At 36.4% G+C, this 24,429-nt stretch carries 26 protein-coding genes and 1 tRNA gene; 19 read left to right on the forward strand and 8 right to left on the reverse strand.

Features of this window, described 5'->3' with window-relative positions:
- Positions 1 to 157: 157 nt before the first annotated feature.
- The 5 genes from MSG66_RS09600 to MSG66_RS09620 all read left to right on the forward strand — a co-directional run bounded on the left by MSG66_RS09600 (position 158) and on the right by MSG66_RS09620 (position 5,055).
- On the forward strand, positions 158 to 1,030 hold the full coding sequence (locus tag MSG66_RS09600; protein ID WP_133971352.1) for a pirin family protein: 873 nt from the start codon (positions 158 to 160) through the stop codon (positions 1,028 to 1,030).
- A 431-nt stretch (positions 1,031 to 1,461) separates the two neighbouring features.
- Positions 1,462 to 2,760, forward strand: a complete 1,299-nt coding sequence (locus tag MSG66_RS09605; protein WP_044425777.1) for an FAD-dependent oxidoreductase — start codon at positions 1,462 to 1,464, stop codon at positions 2,758 to 2,760.
- A gap of 4 nt (positions 2,761 to 2,764) precedes the next feature.
- Positions 2,765 to 3,592, forward strand: coding sequence for an SAM-dependent methyltransferase (locus MSG66_RS09610; protein ID WP_133971355.1), 828 nt, complete (start codon positions 2,765 to 2,767; stop codon positions 3,590 to 3,592).
- Positions 3,593 to 3,600: 8 nt separating this feature from the next.
- Positions 3,601 to 4,026 (forward strand): GFA family protein, encoded by a 426-nt coding sequence (locus MSG66_RS09615; protein WP_133971357.1) that lies wholly within the window; start codon positions 3,601 to 3,603, stop codon positions 4,024 to 4,026.
- A gap of 18 nt (positions 4,027 to 4,044) precedes the next feature.
- Positions 4,045 to 5,055: a hypothetical protein gene (locus MSG66_RS09620; protein WP_324653874.1), complete on the forward strand. Its 1,011-nt coding sequence runs from the start codon at positions 4,045 to 4,047 to the stop codon at positions 5,053 to 5,055.
- A 6-nt stretch (positions 5,056 to 5,061) separates the two neighbouring features.
- Here MSG66_RS09620 and MSG66_RS09625 read toward each other — a convergent pair whose 3' ends face one another.
- Positions 5,062 to 5,736 carry a hypothetical protein gene (locus MSG66_RS09625; protein WP_324653875.1) on the reverse strand — a complete coding sequence of 225 codons (675 nt, stop codon included), beginning with the start codon at positions 5,734 to 5,736 and terminating at the stop codon, positions 5,062 to 5,064.
- 72 nt (positions 5,737 to 5,808) lie between these two features.
- Between MSG66_RS09625 and MSG66_RS09630 the strand changes: the two genes are divergently transcribed.
- From MSG66_RS09630 to MSG66_RS09650, 5 genes are all read left to right on the forward strand, one after another.
- Positions 5,809 to 6,162 carry a hypothetical protein gene (locus MSG66_RS09630; protein ID WP_324653876.1) on the forward strand — a complete coding sequence of 118 codons (354 nt, stop codon included), beginning with the start codon at positions 5,809 to 5,811 and terminating at the stop codon, positions 6,160 to 6,162.
- Between the two features lie 37 nt (positions 6,163 to 6,199).
- Positions 6,200 to 7,405, forward strand: coding sequence for a DUF2515 family protein (locus MSG66_RS09635; RefSeq protein ID WP_324653878.1), 1,206 nt, complete (start codon positions 6,200 to 6,202; stop codon positions 7,403 to 7,405).
- Positions 7,406 to 7,472: 67 nt separating this feature from the next.
- Positions 7,473 to 8,264 carry a hypothetical protein gene (locus MSG66_RS09640; RefSeq protein WP_227549218.1) on the forward strand — a complete coding sequence of 264 codons (792 nt, stop codon included), beginning with the start codon at positions 7,473 to 7,475 and terminating at the stop codon, positions 8,262 to 8,264.
- 51 nt (positions 8,265 to 8,315) lie between these two features.
- Complete coding sequence (locus MSG66_RS09645; RefSeq protein WP_324653880.1) at positions 8,316 to 9,203, forward strand: hypothetical protein; 888 nt, start codon at positions 8,316 to 8,318, stop codon at positions 9,201 to 9,203.
- Positions 9,204 to 9,254: 51 nt separating this feature from the next.
- Positions 9,255 to 10,130 carry a hypothetical protein gene (locus tag MSG66_RS09650; RefSeq protein ID WP_324653881.1) on the forward strand — a complete coding sequence of 292 codons (876 nt, stop codon included), beginning with the start codon at positions 9,255 to 9,257 and terminating at the stop codon, positions 10,128 to 10,130.
- A gap of 350 nt (positions 10,131 to 10,480) precedes the next feature.
- Here MSG66_RS09650 and MSG66_RS09655 read toward each other — a convergent pair whose 3' ends face one another.
- The 4 genes from MSG66_RS09655 to sxtP all read right to left on the reverse strand — a co-directional run bounded on the left by MSG66_RS09655 (position 10,481) and on the right by sxtP (position 13,110).
- Positions 10,481 to 10,852 (reverse strand): hypothetical protein, encoded by a 372-nt coding sequence (locus MSG66_RS09655; protein WP_324653882.1) that lies wholly within the window; start codon positions 10,850 to 10,852, stop codon positions 10,481 to 10,483.
- A gap of 476 nt (positions 10,853 to 11,328) precedes the next feature.
- A tRNA-Thr gene (locus MSG66_RS09660) sits at positions 11,329 to 11,404 on the reverse strand.
- A gap of 111 nt (positions 11,405 to 11,515) precedes the next feature.
- Positions 11,516 to 11,842 (reverse strand): gamma-glutamylcyclotransferase family protein, encoded by a 327-nt coding sequence (locus tag MSG66_RS09665; protein WP_324653884.1) that lies wholly within the window; start codon positions 11,840 to 11,842, stop codon positions 11,516 to 11,518.
- Between the two features lie 23 nt (positions 11,843 to 11,865).
- Positions 11,866 to 13,110: a multidrug efflux MFS transporter SxtP gene (gene sxtP / locus MSG66_RS09670; RefSeq protein WP_324653885.1), complete on the reverse strand. Its 1,245-nt coding sequence runs from the start codon at positions 13,108 to 13,110 to the stop codon at positions 11,866 to 11,868.
- 139 nt (positions 13,111 to 13,249) lie between these two features.
- Between sxtP and sxtR the strand changes: the two genes are divergently transcribed.
- Positions 13,250 to 14,161, forward strand: a complete 912-nt coding sequence (sxtR, locus tag MSG66_RS09675) for a multidrug efflux pump transcriptional activator SxtR (RefSeq protein WP_005038131.1) — start codon at positions 13,250 to 13,252, stop codon at positions 14,159 to 14,161.
- A gap of 11 nt (positions 14,162 to 14,172) precedes the next feature.
- Here the strand turns inward: sxtR and MSG66_RS09680 are convergent, their stop codons facing one another.
- Positions 14,173 to 15,057, reverse strand: coding sequence for a DMT family transporter (locus MSG66_RS09680; protein WP_324653888.1), 885 nt, complete (start codon positions 15,055 to 15,057; stop codon positions 14,173 to 14,175).
- A gap of 373 nt (positions 15,058 to 15,430) precedes the next feature.
- On the opposite strand from MSG66_RS09680, the gene MSG66_RS09685 reads away from it, so the two are divergent.
- The 6 genes from MSG66_RS09685 to MSG66_RS09710 all read left to right on the forward strand — a co-directional run bounded on the left by MSG66_RS09685 (position 15,431) and on the right by MSG66_RS09710 (position 20,796).
- Positions 15,431 to 16,111, forward strand: coding sequence for a hypothetical protein (locus MSG66_RS09685; protein ID WP_003653956.1), 681 nt, complete (start codon positions 15,431 to 15,433; stop codon positions 16,109 to 16,111).
- 15 nt (positions 16,112 to 16,126) lie between these two features.
- Positions 16,127 to 17,017 (forward strand): 2Fe-2S iron-sulfur cluster binding domain-containing protein, encoded by an 891-nt coding sequence (locus MSG66_RS09690; protein WP_324653890.1) that lies wholly within the window; start codon positions 16,127 to 16,129, stop codon positions 17,015 to 17,017.
- 14 nt (positions 17,018 to 17,031) lie between these two features.
- Complete coding sequence (locus MSG66_RS09695) at positions 17,032 to 18,243, forward strand: ATP-grasp domain-containing protein (RefSeq protein ID WP_324653892.1); 1,212 nt, start codon at positions 17,032 to 17,034, stop codon at positions 18,241 to 18,243.
- A complete protein-coding gene (locus MSG66_RS09700; RefSeq protein WP_324653893.1) occupies positions 18,240 to 19,436 on the forward strand; it encodes an ATP-grasp domain-containing protein in 1,197 nt (398 codons plus the stop codon). The genes MSG66_RS09695 and MSG66_RS09700 overlap by 4 nt, the downstream gene beginning before the upstream one ends.
- A 201-nt stretch (positions 19,437 to 19,637) precedes the next feature.
- Complete coding sequence (locus MSG66_RS09705) at positions 19,638 to 20,381, forward strand: hypothetical protein (RefSeq protein WP_324653895.1); 744 nt, start codon at positions 19,638 to 19,640, stop codon at positions 20,379 to 20,381.
- 22 nt (positions 20,382 to 20,403) lie between these two features.
- On the forward strand, positions 20,404 to 20,796 hold the full coding sequence (locus tag MSG66_RS09710) for a hypothetical protein (protein ID WP_231765271.1): 393 nt from the start codon (positions 20,404 to 20,406) through the stop codon (positions 20,794 to 20,796).
- Between the two features lie 45 nt (positions 20,797 to 20,841).
- Here the strand turns inward: MSG66_RS09710 and MSG66_RS09715 are convergent, their stop codons facing one another.
- Positions 20,842 to 21,843, reverse strand: coding sequence for an aldo/keto reductase (locus tag MSG66_RS09715; protein ID WP_324653897.1), 1,002 nt, complete (start codon positions 21,841 to 21,843; stop codon positions 20,842 to 20,844).
- 112 nt (positions 21,844 to 21,955) lie between these two features.
- Positions 21,956 to 22,858, reverse strand: a complete 903-nt coding sequence (locus MSG66_RS09720; protein WP_004639845.1) for a helix-turn-helix domain-containing protein — start codon at positions 22,856 to 22,858, stop codon at positions 21,956 to 21,958.
- A gap of 451 nt (positions 22,859 to 23,309) precedes the next feature.
- Here MSG66_RS09720 and MSG66_RS09725 point away from each other — a divergent pair, with 451 nt between their 5' ends.
- Together MSG66_RS09725 and MSG66_RS09730 are read left to right on the forward strand one after the other, a co-directional pair.
- Positions 23,310 to 23,501, forward strand: coding sequence for a hypothetical protein (locus MSG66_RS09725; RefSeq protein ID WP_324653899.1), 192 nt, complete (start codon positions 23,310 to 23,312; stop codon positions 23,499 to 23,501).
- A 312-nt stretch (positions 23,502 to 23,813) separates the two neighbouring features.
- A complete protein-coding gene (locus MSG66_RS09730) occupies positions 23,814 to 24,362 on the forward strand; it encodes a TetR/AcrR family transcriptional regulator (RefSeq protein WP_324653901.1) in 549 nt (182 codons plus the stop codon).
- Positions 24,363 to 24,429 lie beyond the last annotated feature (67 nt).

Below are 24,429 nucleotides of genomic sequence, written 5' to 3' on the forward strand. Positions count from 1 at the left end.
TTTTAAAAATAGGACGATCTTTTAAACTGCGTATCAAATTCTAAGATTGTCTCATAGATGAAATAATGTGTTGCTAATCCTGATCTATAAACTGCAATTATTGAGGCGTAAAATCAATCCCAGTTCAAGAAAATCCTACATATATAGGAGAGATCAGATGAAGAAATTTCTTGGTGCATATCAAAATAACCAGATGCATTGGGTGGGTGATGGTTTCCCTGTATATAACCTGTTCTCTTATGACCGTTTAGGCCAAACCCTAAGCCCATTTTTGCTACTGGATTATGCAGCGCCTTATACCTTCTCACCAACGACTGAGCAACAAGGTGTAGGTTCACATCCCCACCGTGGTTTTGAAACGGTGACAATCGCCTACCAAGGTGAAGTGACGCATAAAGACTCAAGTGGTGGCGGTGGAACCATTAAAACTGGTGATGTGCAATGGATGACTGCTGGTGCAGGAGTGTTACATGAAGAGTTTCATTCTCCTGAGTTTGCAGAGCATGGCGGTCTTTTTGAAATGGTGCAATTATGGGTGAATTTACCTGCCAATTCAAAAATGACCCCTGGAAAATACCAAGCCATTGAAGCTAAAGATATTCCAGACATTGCATTAGACGAGCATGGTAGCCATTTGCGTGTTATTGCAGGTGACTATGCAGATATACAAGGTGCAGCAACTACGTTTAGTCCGTTAAATGTATGGGATGGCAAACTAGTTAAAGGCCAAAAACATACCCTTTATGTACCTGAAGGACATACAACGCTGGTTGTGGTGTTAGAAGGGGCTGTTGTGGTTAATGACTCAAACCGTCTTGAAGGTAAAACTGTTGCGATTCTATCTCGTGAAGGCGTTGAGTTCACCCTAAATGCAGAAGAAGACACCAAGTTTTTAGTGCTAACAGGTCAGCCACTCAATGAGCCGATCGAAGGTTATGGTCCATTTGTAATGAATACCAAAGCCGAGATTATGGAAGCGATTAATGATTTTAACCGTGGAAAATTTGGTTCACTCATGCAAGAAGGATAAATTGCTCTCGAGTAGGCATTAAAGCAAAATAATAAAAAGCCCGCTATCAAGTGTGAATAGCGGGCTTTTTCGCTGTAAAGGTTCTATTTTTATGATGGTTGGCATTGTTGTGTCGGCATTGTTTTGTGTGATTTGCTTCTCATTATTATGGGTCAATGATATCCCAAAAAACAACAGTTGTAAAACGAATGATATAAATATAGTTAAATTATCTTATTTTATTTAAAAGATTTTTTTTAAATTTTTAAAGAATTTAAGGTTTTATGTGCTTCACTACTATTGTAAGGAAATATAAAAAATGAATCGGATGAGAAACTAAATATTTTGTGTATAAATTCATGCAAAAAATAAAAATCTGGTAGTTTTTAATACGGTGTTTTTTTAGGGTATGAGTGATAATCAAAAAAACTCTCAAAGAATGGGACATCATTTTGAATATCGCAATTATTGGCAGTGGAATGGCAGGTCTTGCGGCAGCAAGAATTCTGAAAGATGCAGGGCATACGATCACGATATTTGAAGCACTTCCTGGCAGGGGAATGGACAGCCATAGCATTGAGTTCGATGGTGGAATTATTGATGCGCCATTGCGTGTTATGAACCCGCATTTATGGAAGAACACGCTTAGCCTTGCTGCTCATTTAGGCATTAAAACCTTTCCGGTTCGTACTTATATGTCATGTAGCTGGTTATTTGAAGACCGTACTGAAACATGGTTAACCACATCTCGTAGCCGTATTGGTAATTTCCCGATTATTAATAACCGTAAAGGAATCCAGCAATATGGCTGGCGCTTGGTTAAAGGGATGTTGCAATTAAAAACTGCGATTCATCAGTTCTTTAAATCTAAAAATCAAGATATTACCCTTGCTGAATTTATTAATCAGAACGATATAGAAGAAGTATTCTGGCATGGTGTGGTAATGCCAGTGCTATATACCATTTGTACGTGTAATCCAAAAACAATTGGCGACTGGCCTGCAAAAAATCTACTTGAGTTTTTACGTCACTTAACTGATGGCGACATGCTGTTACGTATGAAAGGTGGTACACCTGCATTTGTAGATAGTCTAATTAAAGATATCGACATCCATAGCGGATCAGCGATTAAGAAAGTTGAATTACAAGGCGAAAAAGTACTGGTTGAAAACAGCCAAGGTGAACAGAATTTATTTGATCGCGTGATTGTTGCAACTCCGACATCTAAGATCGATGAGTTTTTAAACCCTGAACAATTTGCTGAAGATATGAAACTCTTGAAGCAATTCCGTTTTGAGCAAGGCGATCTTGTGATTCATACAGATGCCACAGTAATGCCACCACGCCGTAAAGACTGGTCGGTGCTGAGCTATATGATGGATCGTAAATTTACGCGTCAGCAATTCACCGTGTGGATGAATGCGGTTGAGCCAACACTGGTTGGTAAAAATCCTGTATTCCAGACTTGGCGTCCAGTCACCGATATTGACCCTAAAAAAGTTATTTCAAAAGTGACCTTAACGCGTGCAGTTGTAGACTCGCAAACAATTGCTTTAAATAAAGAATTGCAACAACGTCATTTAGACTTAAACCGTAAAGTATTTTACTGTGGTTCATGGTCATGTGATGGTTTGCCAATTTTAGAGTCAGCAGTAACCTCTGCGATGCACATTGCTGAAATTTTAGGTGCACCTTTACCATTTGTAGGTTTAAAACCTCAGGTTGAAGTTGCTCCTGAGCTCGGTTACTAAAATTGTGAAAACAAAAGTTCGAGCAGCTCTTTCTCGATTGATTCCCCATAAATATGCAATTGATGCATCAAATTTAGGGGATGATGGAGAGCTTGCTTGGACAAATTTGGGTTTGTGGAAAAATACCCAAAACTACCGTGAAGCTTGTTGCCAATTGGCCGACCATTTGGCACAAGCTGTCAATTTAAATTCAAAAGATCATCTATTAGATTTAGGCTGTGGGCAGGGTGCAAGTTTATTGCATTGGTTAAAGTACTATCAGCCAAAAAGCGTAAGTGCGGTCGATTTGCAAGCCGAATGTGTTAATAAAATTCAAAAACTTATTCCAGAGATAAACCAGATTTACAGTGGTTCTTTTTTAAATTTAAAACAATTTGAATTCAAACAATTCTTCGATGTCGTGCTATGTATCGACGCGGCTTATCACAGTCATTTAAATTCATTTCTTGATTCAGTTGTTTCAGTTTTAAATTCAAAAGGACGATTAGGTTTTCATTACCTAATGCGTGCCGATTCATGTCAAAACATGACGGTGTTGCAAGAACAAAAATATCGTTACCTGCTTAAAGCGGCAGACGTGGTTTGGGATAATGTGCCAAACGAGAAAACGCTAAGAAATGCCTTGGAACAACAAGGTTTTGCCAATATTCAAATTGAAGATTTATCCGAGCAAGTATTACTCGGTTTTTCACAATATATTCAAAATCAACAAGAGAGAAATCAAAGCCGAGGGTTGGCAAACTTTAAAATTCAAATGACTGCAAAGTTATGTCGACAACTCTACCAGAACGGATATGTACGTTATATTCAGATAACAGCAATAAAAAAATAGAGTGAACTATGTCAGCCAAATATCAGGGATCGTGTTTGTGTGGAGCTGTAAGTTATCAAAGTGCAGCAGAGCCACGTTATAGCTTTAATTGCCATTGTCGAGATTGCCAGAAGGCAACAGGTTCGGCATATGCGCCAATTGCTTTTTTTCATCAATCTGAATTGAAGGTGAGTGGCGAGCTTAAATATTTTGAGACTTTAGGTTCTTCTGGTCGTTCTATTAAAAGAGCATTTTGCCCGACTTGTGGTTCTCAGCTTTTTGGCTTACCTGAAATTGCCCCTGAAATGATTTCAATACGTGCAGGCACTTTAGATGACCCGAGTCTCTATCAGCCTAGGGCGGAAGTTTTTGTGAGCCAAGCCTATGCTTGGGATACGCTCAACCCAAACCTTAGACATTTTGAAAAAATGATAGAGAAGAAGAAAGAAGGTTAATAAATATAGTCAAAAAATATGATTCCTTTTTCTTTTAACTATCTCTGGATTTTCTTAATTGCTTCCTTAGGGAGTTTCGTTTTTTTTCTATTTGCAGTGGGCATGATTTTTAGTACTAAATTACGCTCTGTGATTAGGAATGGAAATATATTAATTCGACTCATTTTTTTAATGAGCTTTTTATGTGTATTGTTGAATATCGGTTTAGGTATTCTCTCAATCATTATTGATAATAAAATTAAAAAAGATCATGAGGCTTTAAATAAGGTACTTGTAAAAGAAGAAAAAATTTTAGGTATTCAGATGCCTAAAGGTACTCAACTTGAGCTATATCAACCTGATCAGCTTGATTCGTTTAGAAATGTGACGTTCCCTCAACCTATTCAATTCGGAAATTTTCACGTCAATTCTATTAAAATTGCGAGAGGATTTGATCTTGAACTATTCAATGATAGATCTATAACCTTAGAAGGCGATGGCACAGATCTGGTTGAAGGATGGCCATGTAAGGTTTCTGTTTATATAAAAGTTTACCTAGATAAAGATGCCAAAATTAATGGACTGGAATACTGTTCGCTTGCGCATTTAGTTCGGTCGAATCATCTGGAAATTCAGCCAGAAGCTAGTGTCGAGCGTTCAAAAGACCAGAAATATCCAGATGGCTTTGTTTCAAAGGATTACTGGGAAATTAAAAGTGCTTCTATAAAATATAAAAATATTTCGATGAGTTGGGCTGATATCTATTTTGACCACGATAAGAATTTAGTAGGTATTGAAAATGCAAGATTGGGAGAAGATTTAAAATTAGGCAATATTAAGTATCCTAAAGGTACTGAATTCAATTTACTGGTTCGTCCTTTAGCTAAGCAAGAAGCATGGTTATTCATTCCCCCTGAAAAGTTGAACGCAATAGATAAAAATGGAAAAATTTATACCCATCAACAAGCAATTCTCCAAAGCCCAAACGGAGTAGTAAAACAGGTTCTTGATATATCCGACCCTAATCTTATGATGAGAATGATGAATTAATCGGTTTTAATGATGAAAATCTAAAGGTGTAGTTTGTGTATTCGGTATATGACCAAATATATATTCATCTTTAGTCTGGAAAAAAATATCAAAGCTCTTGCTCATTAATTTGTCATGTTGACTTTGTTTTCTAAAAATCTCAGAAAGTTGTTGAATGTAGTAATTTATCCAGTCAGTTTTATCTGAAAAAAAAGAACAACTTCTAAGCCCGGCATAGAGCGATTGTAGATTACTTGCGATCACATCAATATTGGGTTGAAAAAGCCAAATAAGAATTTCGTTGGTTTCTAATGGAGTAGATAAATAATCTTGTTCGGGAGAAAATTTTTCGATTTTATAGAGTTGTGCTCTATGCTCAGTATAGCTTGAACATAATAACTTAGTATTCTCTATTTGATAGAAGCCAGTTCCCATTTCTGCCTCTCTAATAAGTTTAGAAATAAGTAAGCAATTTGGTAACTCTTCTAATGAGGGAATTAGAAGATTTTTGAAAAGATTAACCGCTTGACTGATAACCCGATATTCACCTGTACCTGTAATGATTCCATTCTCCCATAGATGCATCTTTGAGATCTTTTCATGAGAAAATTGAATTATTCCATCTTCTTGCTGGTTAACTTTCTTATTATCTGAAGCAACAATAATGCTATCGTTTAATTGAATAGCAACAATAAAGGTCATGTTTAAATAGTGAGAAAGGTCTAAAATATTAGACTGATTATAGGTTAGTTTTAATAAAATAATAGGTAAATCATGGCTGGTGGTTCACAAATCATTATTAATAAGAATGGTATTACAGTTATTACACCCGCAAAGTTTGAAGTAAAAGCGGGACAGCATATCTTTAAAGGTGGTGCAGAAGTTGGAGTAAACCTGCAAGGTTTACCTGCATATGAAAAATACGATGAAAAGTTTAATTTATTTCTACCTTCTGGCAAACCTTTAACTAATGTGAGTTATAACATTCAATCTAATAATCAGAGCGTTATGGCAACCACTGATATGAAAGGGAAAACTAAAAGGGTTAATACTAAAGAAGCGGAACAACTTGATGTTGATTTAAATTGGTTGAATTTTGAACCTGATGAAAATGACCCTGTGAAATAATTATTTCTTCTCATCATTTAAAAGGATAAATTTTAAAATGGCTGGTTCTCTTGATTGGGCTGGAACTACAAATAATATTGAAAATAGTTGTAAATCAGTAAATTGTGATTGCACTACAGTATGGGAATATTACCAACAGATGGCAATGTCCCTTTTATCTAATAAAAAAGATAATCAAAATTATCGTATAGAACCTGGTTATGAAGCTCGTGCTAGACGAATTGCATCAATTTACGCCCGTATTTATTTGGAAATGTTTCCTTTTACATCGAATCAATCTCTTACCGCATCAACCTATAGCGGGAGATTTTACTGGATGGGGTTAGGTGCTTTTGCATCAAAAACAGTTGCTGCAGTATTTGATCATATTGTGTCTAAGGCAGGGTCTAATGCAGATGCTTTAATTAAATCGATTAGTTCTGATCATTTTAATTTAGATAGGGTTGGCGTTGCAGGTATTCATACTTTTGCAAAAGGCAATTTATGGCTCTATATGGACATTAGCGTCTGGCATTTTGTTTGGGCTAAGTCATCTGCCGATTTTAAAATTTGCGTAGGCAACAGAAATACAAAAACTTATAAAAAAGTTAAAAGCTCTTTGTATAATTTTCCATGGTCTGGGTGTTTAACAAAGATTAATAATCTTAAAGCAACCACAGAGATTCATAATGCATTTGAACAGACTTTACCCAACATAGAAAAAGTTTTTGCGGCGAACGCTTTAAGGCAAGACAAGTTCACCCTCGCTGCTAAAGACTTGTTATATCACTTATTACAAATTGCAAATCAAGAACAGATCAATATCTTACAGAAAATCGTTTGGGATGATCCTATTGTACAAAATGGTGCAGATGTTCAACGTAAGGCTGGAATCCCCAAAGCTGAACTGATTCTTTCAAGTGAATATGATGGAACAATAAAAAAAATACATGCTGTTCGTGGCAATGTTTATTCGTATGAAACTGAATTTGGGAAAAAGATCAAGTCATTACCCGAATCTCCAATCAGCACACCGCCGAGTGGCACCAAAGTTGAGAACCAAGATAGCCGTATGCGTTGGATTAATTTGGCAGCTCAAAAATATCATCGTTTGATGTTGAGTGATGTTGGGCGACCTTATTTAGAAAAAGAGTTACGCACAATTGCTGGTTGGAATACCAGTAAATGGGATGACGGTCTAAGTCAGTTCGATAAATTATTTATTAAAATAGGAAAAGATTCAAATGATGGAAAGGGCGGTTAGTTATATATTCCTAATTTTTATTTTTTTAAATTTACAGGCCTGTCATGCCCAGCAAAAGGAACAAAAAATGTCTTCTCAACCTGAACTCTATACCTTGAATTTTGGTGTAGAGGGTGAAAAAAAGTTTAAATCTTATATGCAAACAGGTGTAGACCAGCAACCAGCTGGGATGTCTTTTTTTGACCTTACGTGGGAACCACCGCATTTAGCAAATATAAAAATAGATTTAGGTGAAAATAGTTTTGTTATCAAGAATGCATTTTTAGCAATGGGAACCCGGATTGACTATGCACAGCAAAATGAAGGTATCCAAATTATTGATGTAACTGCAGGGTTAAATAAAGAAGAGTTTGTTAGTGAAGAGCAGGCTTATATGGCCTATAAGGAGTTATTTGGTCAATTACAAAAAGCAGGGTGGGAACAGTATTTTTTTCCAAGTACTTCTAGAATTGCAAAAAAAGATAATATGAAGTCTATGAGTGAAGATGGCCTTATTATAGACCCTTATAATCTTTTAACGCTTACAGAGTGGAGTAACTTTTTTAATAAAAAACCAACAGTGACAGTACGATTATATACTCATGGTGTATCTTTAGAAATCAGTATAGATAAAACAAAATCAGAAAAAGATAAAAAACAATATATGCTTAGATATTCAATAGAAACAATTAATTACAGTATAAAAAATTCAATTAAAGATGGCTATAAACTGTCAGGTCAGGAACTAAAAACTGCTTTTGATGAAAGAGTGAAATATAATCAAAAACAGAGAGCTAGAGTTGAAAGTCAAGCCAAAAAAGAAGGTTTCCATATTGATGAGTCATATCAGGACCCTGATGTTTGGCAGTATGTAAAATAGTCGGATTATTGAATTTAAATCTATAAAACTAAACTCTGGATTTTCTAATTGATGAAAAAAATAGTTAGTTATTTCTTCTTATTTTTTATTCTTTTAAATTTACAAGGATGTAATGCTGAGAAAAATAATAAAAAAGCATTTTCTCAACCTGAACTTTACTCATTGAATTTTGGTATAGAGGGTGAAAAAAAGTTTAAATCTTATATGCAAACAGGTGTAGACCAGCAACCAGCTGGGATGTCTTTTTTTGACCTTACGTGGGAACCACCGCATTTAGCAAATATAAAAATAGATTTAGGTGAAAATAGCTTTGTTATCAAGAATGCATTTTCAGCAATGGGAACCCGGATTGACTATGCACAGCAAAATGAAGGTATCCAAATTATTGATGTAACTGCAGGATTGAATAAAGAAGAGTTTGTTAGTGAAGAGCAGGCTTATATGGCCTATAAGGAGCTATTTAGTCAATTACAAAAAGCAGGATGGAAACAATACTTTTATCCCTCAGATGCTCGTTTTGATAAAAAAGATAATTTAAAGAGAATTGGAAAAAATAATACTGTAATAGATCCCTATAATCTATTAACTCCAGCCGAATGGAGAGAGCATTTTAAATCTTCTACCTCACTATATTTCAATTTATATAAAAATGGTGTTTTAACTGAACTAAATTTAGAGAAAACTAGTAAAAAAGAGTTAAATGCTGAGAAAAATGAACAGTTTATGTTGAGGTTTTCTATTCAGTCAATTAGATACGTAACAAAAAATTTAATTGAGAATGGATATAAATTAACAGGGACTGAGTTAAAAAGAGCTTACGATGAAATGGTGTTAGTAGATCAAAAGGAAAGAAGCAAAGCTGAAATTAAAGCCAAAAAAGAAGGTTTCCATATTGATGAGTCGTATCAGGACCCTGATGTTTGGCAGTATGTAAAATAGTCGGATTATTGAATTTAAATCTATAAAACTAAACTCTGGATTTTCTAATTGATGAAAAAAATAGTTAGTTATTTCTTCTTATTTTTTATTCTTTTAAATTTACAAGGATGTAATGCTGAGAAAAATAATAAAAAAGCATTTTCTCAACCTGAACTTTACTCATTGAATTTTGGTATAGAAGGTGAAAAAAAGTTTAAATCTTATATGCAAACAGGTGTAGACCAGCAACCAGCTGGGATGTCTTTTTTTGACCTTACATGGGAACCACCGCATTTAGCAAATATAAAAATATATTTAGGTGAAAATAGTTTTGTTATCAAGAATGCATTTTTAGCAATGGGAACCCGGATTGACTATGCACAGCAAAATGAAGGTATCCAAATTATTGATGTGACAGCAGGGTTAAATAAAGAAGAGTTTGTTAGTGAAGAGCAGGCTTATATGGCCTATAAGGAGCTATTTAGTCAATTACAAAAAGCAGGGTGGAAAGCATACTTTTATCCTTCAGATACTCGTTTTGATAAAAAAGATAATCTTAAAGTTATGCAAGAAGATGGAGTTATTATTGATCCTTATAATTTCTTAACTTTAAAACAATGGAAAGAATATTTTGATAGCAAGTCCATAGTGGTAATTAGATTATATACAAATGGTATATTAGCAGAATTAAGTATGTCTAGAACAAAATCTAAAGAAGATAAAAAACAGTATGTATTAAGATTTTCTGTACAAACAATTAGATACGTAACAAAAAACTCAATTGAAAATGGATATAATTTAACAGGGCCTGAGTTAAAAAGAGCTTACGATGAAATGGTGTTAGTAGATCAAAAGGATAGAAAAAAAGCTGAAATTAAAGCTAAAAAAGAAGGTTTTCATATTGATGAGGCATATCAAGACCCAGATGTTTGGCAGTATGTAAAATAGAGATTAAGAAAATACATGATTAGGTTTTCACTACTACAAAGTAGTCGAGATAGCTTGGGATACGCTCAACCCAAACCTTAGATACTTTGAAAAAAATGATAGAGAAGAAAAAAGAAAGTTAAAGCTAATCTGACAAGTCCGTACGCTTTTTCGTACATTCATTCAGGAAATTTGCGTCTTTCTATGATCTCATGAATTGCCTATGATGAACTCATCAGGAACAGGAAGTTCCGAAACGTAAAACAACAATAATAAGTTTAAGCATCAGGATGTGAGGTATTACAGGAAGTGTACCTAGTAACGAAATACGAAAAAAGCCCAACAGGATGTTGGGCTTTTTTCATTTTGTATTAATAAATTTGTTTTCCACCTAAGGTTGCACAATCAACAGGCGTATTCCATTTCACGGCAGTTCCTGTAAGTACAGGACGAACAATACGCCACGGCCAGAAACCAAATCTTTGGCTTTGATGATAATTAATCACCACATCTGCACCGTATTTACGGGCAATCATAGCTAATTTAGGTTTTATTTCTTCAAAACCACCATAGGTTCCTTTTGCGGCTTTAATACGTTTGATTACTTTATAGTGTTCGGCTGAAGGGTTACCCTCAATTAAGCAAACTGGTGTTTGCATTTGGGGTTGAGATGCAGCGTCTTGAGCATGTATTGTTAAAGGTAACCCTAGAAATAAAGCAGGTAAAATAAAACGGAGTTTCATATTTTTCCTTGTTGGTATCATAATGAATTAAAGTTTATAAATAGGTCTTATTAACATGACCTTATTTGGTGGCGCATTATAATCATATCTTTTTCATATTTTTTATTTTAAAACATATTTTTTTAATAAATTAGAAACATAATTTTTTGTCTTTAAAGGCATAAATTGGTTTTTATAACATCATTTTTAAGCTTAGATTTATAATAATTATTTATTAAATTTAAAAACAGAGTTTTGAGAAGAGCTTTTTATCAAAAAGATATTTTTAAAAAATATAATTAATATAGTTTGTTTAAAATTAAAGCGGCAGAAAAAGAAATGGTTGCTGAATTGCAGAACTATGAAAAGTAGTTTGAGGGGTTTAGGGCAATAGATCTGCACTTTATTCTTTTGGTAATAACTATAAATTTTTGAGTATTGCAAAATTTATAGGTAACAAAAAACCCCATAAATCAAATATTCATGAGGTTCAATGATGGTGCCGGCACACGGATTCGAACTGTGGACCTACTGATTACAAGTCAGTTGCTCTACCAACTGAGCTATGCCGGCAACGTGGAGTGAATTTTACAGTTTCTTAAAAAAAATACAAGCCAAAAAATGAGCATTTAAATTTTTTCTATCAATTTTTAAATGCTTGTACGCTTAAGCTTTAGAAATTACTTAAGGCTTCAACACATAAATAAAAGAATCAACACGTTCACCACTATTTAAAGTGACTTGCAAAGGTACTCTTTCATATTCTTCACCTTCAAAATCATCAAGCAATTTCCAATTCGAATCTACGTATTCCGAGTTAAAAATAAAACCTTGAACTTGATTAGCACTATTATCAAGCACAATTCCCGGATAGCCTAAATCTGCGCCCCAACCTTCGTTATGTAAGGTTCCATTTACCCAGCCTTCTGCCCATTGTCCGCCAATATTTTCAAGGATATGAGCGTTAGGTCGGCCTGGGCCTAATGTGCCATAAACAAATAAACTCGACATGTGAGGTTCCTTTAAATTAAAAATTAATGAGCTTTTGCGTGTGAGGTATAAACCGCTAAAAATATTCCAAGTAATGAAAGTACAACGGTTAAACTGACTATGGCGCTCCATCCGCCGTGTAACCAGAACCAACCACCTGCCGAGCCAACAATGCTCGAACCCATATAGTAAAAAAGTAAGTACAGTGAACTGGCGTGGGCTTTAGCTTGTTTGCTTTCAGCACCTACTGAGCTGCTTGTGAGTGAGTGGGTAATGAAGAAACCCGTTGTAATAAATGCAATACCGATAATAATGCCGAAAAGAGAGGTGAGCAGCGTCATGAGACTGCCCACAACCATTAAGGCAAAGCCGCTCATCATCATGGTTTTTTTGCCGAAGCGATCGGCTAGGCCACCTGCTAATGAGGAAGACACCATACCAAAGCTATACGACAAGAAAATAAGGCTAATTTGCGTTTGACTGAGTGAATAAGGTGCTCCACTTAAACGGAAAGTGGCGTAGTTAAACAAAGTGACAAACACACTGGTGAGCAAGAATCCAATGGCAAACAGACGTAGCAATTTGAAATTACTTAAATGGGTACGCCACATTTGTATGTGAAAATCTAAATTCAAACCTTTTTTCTGGACGAAATTACGGGAAGCAGGAAGTAAATTCAAAAAAGCAATCGAGCAAATAAAACAGATTGCCCCAAGTAAGCCTAAAGCAGTGCGCCAAGAAAAATATTCAATCAAAACGCCCATGCCAACACGGCCCATCATTCCACCAAAAGCCGTACCTGCAATATATAAACCCATGGTTTTACCAAGGTATTCAGGTGCGATTTCTTCGGCAATCCAAGCCATGGTGACGGCAGGTACTCCACCGAGTAACAGACCCTCTAGTGCTCGCACTATGAGTAAACTGTGCCAGTTAGGTGTAAACATCGCCACAACATTAAGAATCGCTGCACACAGCATTGAGCTGAAGATCACACCACGACGGCCAATCGCTTGTGAAAAAGCGCTCGATAGTACAATTGAAATCGCTAAAAAGGCGGTCGTTAAAGACAAGGCTAAAGAGCTGCTTGCAGGGCTAATCTGGAAGCTTTGGCTAAACGCTGGCAGAAGCGGCTGTACGCAATAAATCAGAGAAAAACTAGCAAAGCCTACCAAGAATAAAGCGAAACCAGCGTGCTTATAGGCTTTAGTACCTTTGTGAATCCACTCGCGGGAAAGAACAGAAGTTGCTTCAGTGCTTAAGGTACTGGGTGTAGATGAAGAGCTCATATCATAACCATGACAGAAAAGAGGTGCAGCACCTTTCGGCGTGCTTCATCGAGAAAATTCGATAAATTAAAATTAGCAATTTAGATGGTATTTTTCTAATATATTTAACAATAGGTCATGATATGTTTTATATATAGCGATGGAACTCAGACATATACGCTACTTTTTAGCAGTAGCAGAAGAAAAAAACTTTACCAGAGCGGCGCATCGCTTAAACATGAGCCAGCCACCTTTAAGCATGCAAATACGAGACTTAGAAGAAGAGTTAGGTGCAGATTTATTTATTCGTTCTCCGCATGGGGTGGAACTGACTGAAGCTGGGCTTGCCTTTTTAAATGCCATTCAGCCAGTACAGCAGCGTGTAGAAGATGCAGCGAACTTGGTCAAACAAGTGGCAAATGGCGAAGTTGGCCAATTGCGATTAGGTTTTACAGGTACTTCAATGTTGAATCCTCTAATTCCTAAATGCGTTCGCTATTTTCAGCAGCAATATCCTAAAGTGAATTTAAAGCTTGAAGAAGCTAACACTTTGCTGCTTATCGATTTACTGCTTGAAGATCGTTTAGATGTCGTGATTATTCGGCCTCCACGTCATATTCCAGAGAGCTTAATCGTTCAAGAGTTATTGGCTGAACCTTTAATTGCAGCCTTGCCTTCAGAGTCTTTTAAACTAGACGAGTCATCAAAAGAAATTGATTTAGCTTCCTTACGAGAGCTTGATTTTATTGTCTCTCCACCTTCAATTAGTGCAGGACTTTTTGATGCGATCAGACAAGCATGCCAAAACTGTGGCTTTGAACCTAAAATTGGACAAAATGCGCCGCAAATTGTGTCAATTTTATCGTTAGTGTCTGCAAACTTGGGGGTGTCTTTGGTTCCAGAGTCGACCAAACAATTGCAAATACAGGGTGTGGCTTATCGGTCGTTGCAAGCGCCAGTACCTACAGTGGGTTTAGCGCTTGCATATAAAAAACATGCCCCTTCACAAATGGCGATTAATTTTGCCAGTGTGGTGCAAGTGGCTTGCCATCATGCAGAGCAATATAAATGAAATTAGTCAAATTATGATTTAGACGCTCTATTCATTAAAAAGATGCCTGAAATAATGAAAATCGCGCCATATAAAAAAGATAAAGTCGGTTGCTCATGAATGAAGACCCAAGCCATGAGTGCCGCAAAAATTGGCTCAGAAAGCTCAGTCACTTGTACTTTTGCCGCACTCATGTAAGACAAAGCTTTGGTGGTACAGAAAAAGCCAAGAATTGTAGGCAAGACTGCTAAGCCAACCAAACCTAAAATAATATCAGTGTTAAAGTTTATGCTATGAAAGTTGATTAGAAAGGGAACAGCAAGATAAACACTACCAAAAAGTAATAAGTACTTAGTTAGAAATAAACCACCATTTAATCTGAATTTTTTAATTAATACTGAAAATAAACCATATCCAATACCTGCAATAGAAGCATTGAGAAGCATTAATAAACTATTTTCACCTTTCCATGAAATTACACTAATACCCGTTACAGCTAATAATGTTCCAATAATTGAATGAATATAAATACTTTCTTTTAAAACTAATCTGCCAAAAAATAAAGCTGAAATAGCTGCTGAAGCCATTAATACCACGACCACATTGGCCGCAGCGCCGTGGTTGTAGGCAATGGTCTCGAAAAAGAATAGAGAGAAAATCCCTAAAAAAGCACATATCGCAATTTGAGCAAAAACACTGAGCTTGCTCGGAGTGCTACTAATGTATGCAATCTTTTGGCGGACAGGGACTTTAAATAAAAAAACACTTAAAAAGAAAAAGGCAATAATGGTTTTTAAAAAGGCAATATCTTGTGGGTTTAAACCACTATGCATGAGTAATTTACTAATCACACCAATAGAGGCATTGAGTGCAGCTGCACAGAGCGCAAATAGGGTTCCGATAATTAAATTATTCACTTTTATAATACTTCCATATATTTAGCCAAAGGATTCTACATTATTTTTTGTAATAATATAGCCCTGTTAAATTCCTTCTTTTCCATGAAGTGTAAGTTATTTAAATTTTGTTGGTGGTGAATATTAATTGGAATTAATTTTTTTGTTTAAACAATATTGTTGCTTAATTGTTAATTAAAATTATTGCTTTTATTTTTGATTAATAATACTTATTTTAGTTAGAAATTCTAAAAAATAATATTTTGTTGACATTTTATAAAATATATTTAAACATAATATTTGCTTGTTTTAAGTTTAATTAATAACAATCTTAATTCTAGCTAAATAAGTATTTAATACTTGGATAATAATTTAAATATAACGGAGATAAAACGTGTTTTTTTCACAGGAAAGTCTGAAAAAATTAGAAAGTGCGGTTGATCATGCTATGCATAGCGAGTTTAAAAAAGATGAAATTATGCATAAATTTCATAATGAAGACTGGTTCGATGAAAAATATTATAAACGACATATTTTAGAGTGCGTTATTCGCATTCATATGAATAATGAGTTAGATGCAAATGCTGTACGCGTTGCTGCAATCAATAATATCTCTGCTGCAAAACAGCTTTCATATTATTTATATGATGAATTTGGACACGATGAAATGTTTGGTCAAGACTTGACTAAATATGGATATTCTTCAGATCAGATTATTTCAAAAAATGCATTTCCTGAAACATGGAAACTGATGGGGTATTTAAACTTTTGTGTAGAGAAATTTGGTGCATTGCCAGCAGTCGTTTGGGACTGGTTCCTCGAATATTATGGCGACAAATTTAATAATTTTATTACGCAAAAAGCGGGTGTTCATATGGGGAATCAGGCTGTATCGGGTGCAGCTTCGCATGTTGCATTTGATGAAGCTGAAGACCATAGCGGCATGATGACAGATATGCTTTCTTCTGTAATTAAAACACAAGAAGACTTTGATCTTGCAATTAAGCATATCAATAGCTTTGTTCCGATGGTGGGAGAGTATTTTCAGGCTGTGCGTGCTGAAACCCTTTCATAGCAATGGAATTAGAATATGCCAATGGTGAATGTTCGCATTAAAGAGCATATTTTCATTGCTGATTCTGAGCAGCCTCTTATCAATGCAGTGCCTGATAGCACAGTGATGAAAGGCTGTTTAAAAGGTGTGTGCCGAGTTTGTCGATGTAAGCTAAAAGGTGGAGTCGTATATGAATCGGGAAACCAAGTTGCCATAGATAAAGAGTTCTTGCCTTGTATTAGCTATGCTCAGAGCGATGTTGAAATCGCACCATCGGTTAATAATTTTAGTGTGGCTCAATTAATAACTCGAAATTTTCTTTCTGAAAATATTGTTGAGCTCACATTTAAAATTAAAAGGACCTTCTTTAGTTCTAAAGCAATTGTAAATATCAAACACCCATCAGAATCTTTAATTCGAAGTTACTCTGTGGTTTCACTGGGTGTGAAAAATTATGATTTTTTTGTTTTGCACATAAAATTAAGACCAAATGGAATATTTTCTAACTTATTTCAAAAGCTAGCGATTGGTGACCAATTAGAATACAACCTGAATAATCATATAGAACCTGAATACGAGAAGGCCATATCTACGCTTAATATTGTAAGCGGTGGAAGTGGTATGGGTGCTGCACTTACTCGGGGATTGGATCTCATCCGAAAAAATCCTATTTCTAAAGTGAATATCTATGCGATTAATCGGTCAGTTTTAAGTCATTATCATCAACATTGCGTCAATGTTTTTCGAGAGCAGGTTGAAGCTGAGGTCAATATTATAAATATCCCGTTTTGTACGTGGACGAATAATGGATTTGATTTTTCAAATTATTTGGACTCTCACGAGTTAACAGTGGGTGTCGGTTCTACCCCAATAATTAATAAAATTTTAAATCAGCCTCTGTGTGAGTTGGAAAGTTTTGGTCCCTAACGGAGACTGTAACAATGACTGTAGTAGTTATAGAACCTATTTCTTCGGGCATCACTTATTTAAATGCCGCTCAAGAATTAGGTATAGATTTATATGTTTTTTCTACTAACGAAGGAGAGTGCAGCATTGATGGAACAATGCGACAAAAAGCAAAAGAGATAATAAAAATAGATACCAGTGATTTTCATAGCCAGCTCTCTAAAATTAATGAGTTAAAGACAGTAAGAGCGATATTACCGGGGGTTGAATATGCTGTACCTATGGCAGCACAACTAGGCAATTCATTTGCCAAAAACTCTCTTGAATATACGACAGCTCAAACGGTTCGAAATAAATTCAAATTTCGTGACAAGCTAACCAAGTCAGGCTTAAGCGATATTAAATATGCCTTGATTTCACAGGGTAAAGAGATCTGCTTACCTCAAGATTTTAAGTTTCCTGCTGTAGTGAAGCCGGTTGATATGGCGGGCAGTATGTCTGTTAAAAAAGTTGCAGATTTTGAGGAGCTTTTACGAACAGTTGAAGCGATCTGGAAATCTAAACCGAATGATATTGGCTTCTATGCAAGTGGTGATTTAATTGTTGAAGAATACATTGTAGGGAAGGAATACAGTGTTGAAGGAATTGTTCATACAGATGGAAAAATAACCTTCGCTTCACTGACAGAGAAGCTATTAGGCCCAGAACCTTACTTTGTCGAAATTGGGCATATTGTGGGTAATCAATATGACGGTCAATTTTCTGAACACGTTTTTGATTATGCCGCAAAAGTCATTCAAACCTTAGAATTAAACATCGGACCTTTTCACCTAGAACTGAGAGTAACACCTCAGGGGAAAGCAATCGCAATTGAGTTAGCTGCACGTTTACCGGGTGACAATATTGTTGAGTTAATTAAACTGGCGACTAATTTTGATCTCGCACAAGCGGTACTGAGTGAATATCTTGACCTGCCATATTCACCTTCAATAGAGAAAAATATGGTCTCTGCAATTGCCTTTATTCCGCAAGGAAACCACCGTCTTTTTAAAGGTTTTAGTGGGCTAGAGCAACTGTTAGAAGCGCCTGAATGTGTACACCATCACTTCTACTACGAAGCAGACGATGAACTGGCGTGTAACCATGATTGGACCTCGCGATTAGGCTACATCATTCTCCGTTCTGAAAGTGAAGATAAGATCCGTAGTTTAGTCACACATATACATGAGCAGGTGAAAGTCATATGAAACATGTATTAATCATCAATAGATATGACGATGAATTGTCTGACTTTAATAAATATATAGATCACGATGCCGTGCATGTCTCTTATATTTCATTAGTAGACACCATGCGCTATATCACCTCTTCAAACTGTTGCTACATAGCGGGTTTAGAACAATTAAATGAAGAGGATGTATTAAAAGAAGCCGTAAAAATCTATGAAAAAAAGCCAATAGATTATGTTATTGCCATCTCGGAATATGACCTCGATGCTGCGGCTCGCATTCGAACTGAATTGAATATTGTGGGTGCAACAGTTGAAGACAATTTGTTGTGCCGTAACAAGAAAAAAATGAAGGATGCTTTAGCTCATTCTACTGTCCGTTACCCTAAATATGCGGAAGTGTCTTCACAGCAAGACATTGAGAAATTTCTGCTAGAAAGTGGCTCAGCGATTATTTTAAAGCCTCAAGTAGGTGCAGCTTCTGAAGGCGTAATTAAAATCAGTGAATTGCAAGATATCCCGCATTTGTCTTCCTATGAGGGCTATGAAGTAGAGGAATTCATTGAGGGAGATATCTATCACGTCGATGCGATTATTTCTGACAATAAAATGCCTTACTTTAAAGTCTCAAAATATATTAATACCTGTTTAGACTTCAGAAACGGTGCGCCATTAGGTTCAGTCACGATTGATAATTCTGAGTTTATTCAAAAAGTAGAAAGATTTACTTTAAACGTATGTAAATTTTTAAAATTAAAAGATCAGGCGATTCATCTCGAATTTATTGAATCTAAAGGTGAGCTGGTCTTTTTAGAAGTCGGTGGGCGAGTCGGTGGAGGGGAAATTCCGTTCATTACATTACGTAATGAGTCAGTCGATTTATATGAAATGTGGATTAAGGCGGCAATGAATATTCCGCTAGAGCCAGTAAATACGAAAATCACTGGTTTTCTGATGATGCCGAATCCGTATAGTTCTGGCTTTTTATTTAATGGCATTAAAGAATTAGAGAATGAAACGATTACATATCAGTTAATTCAAGAAAGCGGCGACCATAACAATTTTAGTTATGAAAATATTCCTGCAAAAATTCATTTCATGGGAGAGAGCCAAATACAGGTCGAAGATGCGATTAAAAATAGTATGAAAATTTTGCAAAGCGCAATTTGTCAAAATCATCATTCTAGTTTGAGTCTAACGGAGTCTTCTTAGCTGAGTATCTGTAAACCCAGTTTGTTTGTGGTTAGAGTTTAAAAATCAAAAGGCTTGGACTTAAACGTTCAGGCCTTTTTATATGACATGATAAAAGAACCTAAGCTAACCAGCATTGTAATGGACTTTTGTTGCAGAGAATTGTGATTTGTCGAACTAGCTCATATTATATAATTAGTTAATTATTAAAGAATTTTAAAAATGATTAAATCTGTTATTTCAGGTTGCGCGGTTCTGACACTTTCGGCTTTGTCGGTTACTCATGCAGAATTTTCTTTTGCACAAGAGCTACAGCAAAGCTGTAATAAAGTGAAGCAATACGCGAGCTTAGGTAAGAAAAACTACGACCAAAAACAATATAAAAAAGCCCTAGAAAATTTCCAGAATCAAGCCTCTTGGACTGCATTTTGTAAAGCCAATGCAGATGAAACCACCATTAAATTTACTGACCGTGATGTTGAAGTTGCCAATAATAACGTGGGTTTAGCCTATGCAAAACTGGGTCAGCCACTTTGGGCAAGATCGTGGTTTATGCTCGATGACAAATCAAAATCGAGCCAATTTAACCTTAAGCAATTACCTGCACCTAAAGCATCAAATGATTTGTCGGGTGAATATGTGCGTTACTCAGGTTTTGGTGAGTGGGACCACATCACGGTAAGCCGTGAGAAGGGGCAATATGCAATCAGCTATGCTGGTTTATATATGGGCCTTAGAAGTTTAATTTACGGCCCGAACATGGGTGAGTTTGGCACCACAATGCCGAGCAATAAAAAGCAAATAGTCTATAAAGATCAAGACTGCCGCATTCAGCTTGATTTTAAAACCAATGCGAAATTAGGAAATTATATTCAGGTCAAGCAAAATGAGGGTAACTCGGGTTGTGGCTTTGGACACAACGTCTATGCAGACGGAACTTATTTAAAAGTTGAGTCTGGAAAATAACACTAAAAATATAGGGAATTAAATAATGAATATATTTGCACGGTTGCTATTACTTTCTACGATTGCGATTTCTTCTCAAATTTATGCAGAGCCAACGAGCGTATGTAAAGAGGCGAAATTTCAGCAAGCCGATCAGGCTTGGGGCGGACACTATTATTTAAATGGTGTGATGGAAGTCGGTTCGGAACTTTTACTTCAGCCAGACGGTAAGTTTAAATGGATGCTAGCTTATGGCGCTTTAGACCAATATGCAGAAGGCACATGGTGGAAAAATGGCAACTGTATTGGTTTAAAACCAGACTCTAAATTTAAAAAGAATTTAAGTATATTTCCTGAAAGCCTGACGATTTCTGAAAAATCGTTAGACGTAACTTGGAACGATGGACGCCAGCAGGGCAGTTATAGCAAAGACTAAATAAAAAAGTCCGACACTAAGTCGGACTTTTTTACAGCTCATATTTTAATGATTCACCGCAGCAAGTTGCTCAGCGTTATAGCGTGCGCCCATGTTTGGGTATCTCGCAATAATCGCGTCAATTTCTGCCAAATCTACCGCTGTTAAATCAAGGTCTACAGCGCCAGCATTTTCCACAAGTCGCTCGATTTTACGCGTACCCGGAATTGGAATAATGTCTTCACCTTGCGCCAAAATCCAAGCCAAAGCCAGTTGAGCCGCAGTCGCGTTTTTACTTTGAGCAAATTCGCTAAATGCTTGCGCCAAACTTTGGTTATTTTTCCAGTTATCGCCTTGGTAGCGTGGTAACTGGCGACGGAAATCGTTTTCTTCTAGGTTGCCGACATCAAGCGTGTTGGTAATTAAACCACGTGATAGCGGTGAATACGGCACAAGGCTAATGCCTAACTCGCGAATGGTTTGCAAATGGGTTTGCTCAAACTCACGGGTGAGGAGCGAATATTCATGTTGAACCGCTGCAATCGGGTGAATCGCATGCGCTTTACGAATGGTTTCAGCCGAAGCTTCACTTAGGCCTAAGTAGCGAACTTTACCTTGTTGGACTAAGTCAGCCATTGCGCCAATGGTGTCTTCAACTGGAATATTTGGGTCTATGCGGTGCGCATAATACAGATCAATTACGTCTGTATTTAGGCGTTTTAAACTGTTTTCGACCGCAACTTTAATCCACTCTGGAGAACCGTCGATATAAGACTCTAAAGAGTTTTGTGGGTTGAGGTTGTCTTCTTTGTAGCGGAAGCCAAATTTTGTTGCTAAAAATACTTTGTCGCGGTGTTTTTCTAAAACTTTTGAGAGTAAAACTTCATTTGCGCCGTTGCCGTACATGTCGGCGGTGTCCCAAAAGTTAATGCCGAGGTCTAAGGCCTTTTCTAGAGTGGCAATGCTTTGTGTGTCGTCTGAGGCACCATAGGCAAAGCTCATTCCCATGCAACCTAAACCAAGTGCTGATACTTTTTCGCCTGTTTGTCCTAAAGTTCTATATTTCATTTTTCACACTCTTTTTTGCAAAATCACTTGAGTAGAAAAACTATAAAATGCTTTGGCTCAAACTGACGTATAACATTCAAACCAATAATTATAAAATTCAAACAATGTGCTTTTAGGCCACACAGTCTTCGCGGAACTTTTTAGGTGAAAAGCCCGTATTTTTCTTAAAGAAATTGGTGAAATACGCTGAATATTCAAAGCCTAAGCTATAGGCAATTTCAGAAATATTCCAACTGGTGTGCTGCAACAACGCTTTGGCTTCTTGCGTAATGCGCGAGCTAATATGCTCAGAGGTGGTTTTGCCTGTGGCTTCTTTTACGGCTCGGTTTAAATGGTTTACATGCACCGATAAACCATAGGCATAGTCATTTGCCGTTTTGAGTTTAAGCTGAAAATGTGGCGAGTCGATTGGGAACTGACGCTCTAATAATTCAAAGAACAAATGGCAAATGCGAACCGCAGCATTGCTATGTTTTTCAAACTGTTGGGTCGGTTGCATTTTCATGGCTTCATGCACAATCAGGTGCAAATAGTTTCTTAAAACGTTGTATTTGTGAATATAGTCTGAATTTATTTCAGTCATCATCTTTTTGAAAATAAATGAAATTTCATCAACCTGTTGGTCGTTTAAAAAATATAGTGGGTCGCCGTCGACTTTAAACAGCGGTGAGTCTTTTAAAAAGCTTTGTCTTGATTCTTGGTTTACAAACTCTTCGGTAAATAGGCAAAACCAGCCTGCCTGTTCGGGCGAATTAATTTCCCATGCGTAGGGAACCATTGGATTTGAAAACAGTAAAGCAGGGCGGTCTACCCGTATCCAGCGGTTGGCGTAGTGAAGGTCGCCTGTGCCTAAAACCAGTGAAATTTTATAATAATCGCGGCGGCTATAAGGCGTGAGAAACGAGCAGGCATCGCGTTGGAACACGTTAAAATGTCCAAACGAAGTCGATGGAACCGAGTAATCGCTATCTCTGGTTAAAGAAAAGCGGCGATAAAAATCATGTATGGTTTCCATGTCTTTGCCTGCATGCGTTATCAATTTATTTAAAGTTATAAAATTCAAACTTTATTTACTGTAGCTTTTATTTATAGCGTGATCAATCGATTCATTTAAGCAGTTTTGAAAATGAATGATAAATTAACAATGAAAAAACGAGCCAATGGAAATAAAATATTTTATAAATTAATAATATATGAACATTGACACTTAAAATCTTGAGAATTATTCTTTGCCTGCAAACTACTTTAGGGTAGAACGATAAGGGGACACTTTCAAGTGTGCTGGTGCTGTACCCAGTCTGCTAACCTCTTTTCGTTCTGCCACCATTTTTATTATTATCATGATATTTTTAAATTTAAGTTGAAGATCTTTTTAGCTTAAATATCTAATTGAATAAACAACAATAATTATTTAACTAATTTCTATTCAACCTTACATTGACACTCAAAAACGTGCGGATTATCCTTTGCGTGCTGGCCTACATTGCCAGTTAGCTTTTGACAGAGCTGGAACAAAAGGCGCACAACAACGTATTATTCGTTTTGTGCGTTCTCTTAAGTCACGCCTTTATGGTGAGGCTAGGAGGGGCACGCTTGCGTGCGCTGGTTTCCTTTTGTACCAGTCTGTCAACCCTTCTAGTCTTGCCACCATTATTTGACAGTAATTGGTAAGACTCTTCTAAATCAAAAGGAGTCCGCCGTTATGCGTACTATTTCATCTCTCTCATTGGCAACCTTTGCCAAAATCTTTACCTCTATACCCAACTGGTCTTTAAAAAGGTTTAACCGACTTTAGGTCTTAAGCCATAGGTCATTACGACTAAAAAATCATAGCAACAATAAAACCTGAGATAGGCGAGCACACCATTTTTGTGCCGCTTTTGCATGCCTGTTTTTAGCGCTCAATTTAAGAGTGACGGCATTTCTATCTCTTTTACATACAACAAAAAATTATTTTAAACGGTATAAAAATGCCAAATTTAGAAGCTTCATTTAGAGCATTAAGCGTGCTCCACGCAGCAAAAGATTTATTTAATCAAAATGGGTTTTACATCGGGATAGATCGGATTATTGAGGAAGCCAAAATCCCCAAAGCCACTTTTTATAACTATTTTCACTCAAAAGAAAGGCTCATTCAGATGAGCTTAACTTTTCAAATAGATGCCTTAAAACATGAGGTGTTTTCAATTATTCATTCGTACCGTGAACTCATGGCATTCGATAAACTCAAGAAAATTTATCTCTTACATGTAAACTTAGATGGCTTTTATCGGTTGCCATTTAAAGCTATTTTTGAAATTGAAAAGATTTATCCAGCAGCATATAAACTCGTGATTGACTACCGAAACTGGTTCATTAAAGAAATTCATAAACTGCTTTTAACCGTAAAGCCTGCCTCTACAGTTGAAGATGCGCACATGTTTTTGTTTGTGATTGATGGGGCCATGGTTCAGCTTTTGGGAACCAATAACACCGATGAAAGGGATGTATTACTTGAATACTTTTTAAGTCGGGTTTGATAGGGGGAAAGGCCTGACGGGAGTTGGGCTTTTGGAGAAAAGAATGTTTCTAAATTAAAGACGGCGA

The organism is Acinetobacter sp. IK31 (assembly GCF_035615195.1).
Classification (GTDB): Bacteria; Pseudomonadota; Gammaproteobacteria; order Pseudomonadales; family Moraxellaceae; genus Acinetobacter; species Acinetobacter calcoaceticus_C.